Origin of the sequence: Paracoccus sp. MC1854 (genome assembly GCF_014164635.1) — a bacterium.
Classification (GTDB): domain Bacteria; phylum Pseudomonadota; class Alphaproteobacteria; order Rhodobacterales; family Rhodobacteraceae; genus Paracoccus.
In genome coordinates this window covers 1-980 of the sequence record NZ_JACJFU010000126.1, presented here as the reverse complement: position 1 = coordinate 980, position 980 = coordinate 1, and the positions used below count along the sequence as shown (strand labels likewise).

Sequence of the window (980 nt, the reverse complement as noted above, 5' to 3'; positions counted from 1 at the left end):
GGCGTTGTTGCAGAACTCTGCCCTCGGAAGGATTCACTGGAGTGGTCCAGCGGGTTAAGGGCCTGCCATGACCAGGCCTGAACCCACCCGCTACCGCACGACGAACTGGAAATCCTACAATGATGGGCTCAAGCAGCGCGGTTCCCTGTTGATCTGGCTGGACCAGGACATGGTATGGCGCGCGCCCAAGGCTGGGCGTCCTGGTCGGCCTCCGGTGTTCTCCGATGCCGCGATACAGTTCTGCCTCATGGTGAAGGTGCTGTTCGGCCTGCCGCTCCGGCAAACGACGGGGATGGTGGCGAGCATTCTCCAGATGGCGCGACTCGACTGGTCGGTGCCGGACTTCTCCACCCTGAGCCGCAGGCAGAAGACCATTTCCGTCGACATATCGAGCCGCCGTGCGGCGGGCCCTTTGAACCTGCTGGTGGACAGCACCGGGATCAAGTTCCTGGGTGATGGCGAGTGGCTTGCCCGCAAGCATGGCACACATCGCCGCCGCCAGTATCGCAAGGTCCACCTGGCGATGGACACCGCCACCGGCGACATCCGCGCCGTGGAGTTCACCTCAAGCCGCGAGGGCGACAGCCCCGTTCTGCCTGACCTTCTGGATCAGATCCCACCGGATGAACAGATCGGCACCGTGACCGGGGATGGCGCCTTCGATACCCGCAGGTGCCATGCCGCGATCCTCGAACGGGGCGGCACCGCCGTCATACCGATCCGCAAGAACGGACGCCGCTGGAAGGAGGACTGCCCTGCTGCCAGAGCACGCAATGACACCCTCCGGACGACCCAGCGCTTCGGGAGGGCTATCTGGAAACGATGGTCAGGCTATCACGTTCGAAGTCGGATCGAGGCCAGGATGAGATGCCTCAAGTCGTTCGGCGAGAGGATCGCATCCCGGGACCCCGACCGTCAGACCGCCGAAATCCACGTCCGCATTGCACTGATGAACCGCTTCAATGCACTCGGCACGGCCG

General features: G+C 63.8%; 1 protein-coding gene. It reads left to right on the top strand.

The window, feature by feature from the left end; all coding sequences use genetic code 11:
- Positions 1 to 67 precede the first annotated feature (67 nt).
- The coding region (locus tag H5395_RS18400; protein ID WP_182793993.1) for an IS5 family transposase at positions 68 to 980 on the top strand (913 nt) is incomplete at its 3' end.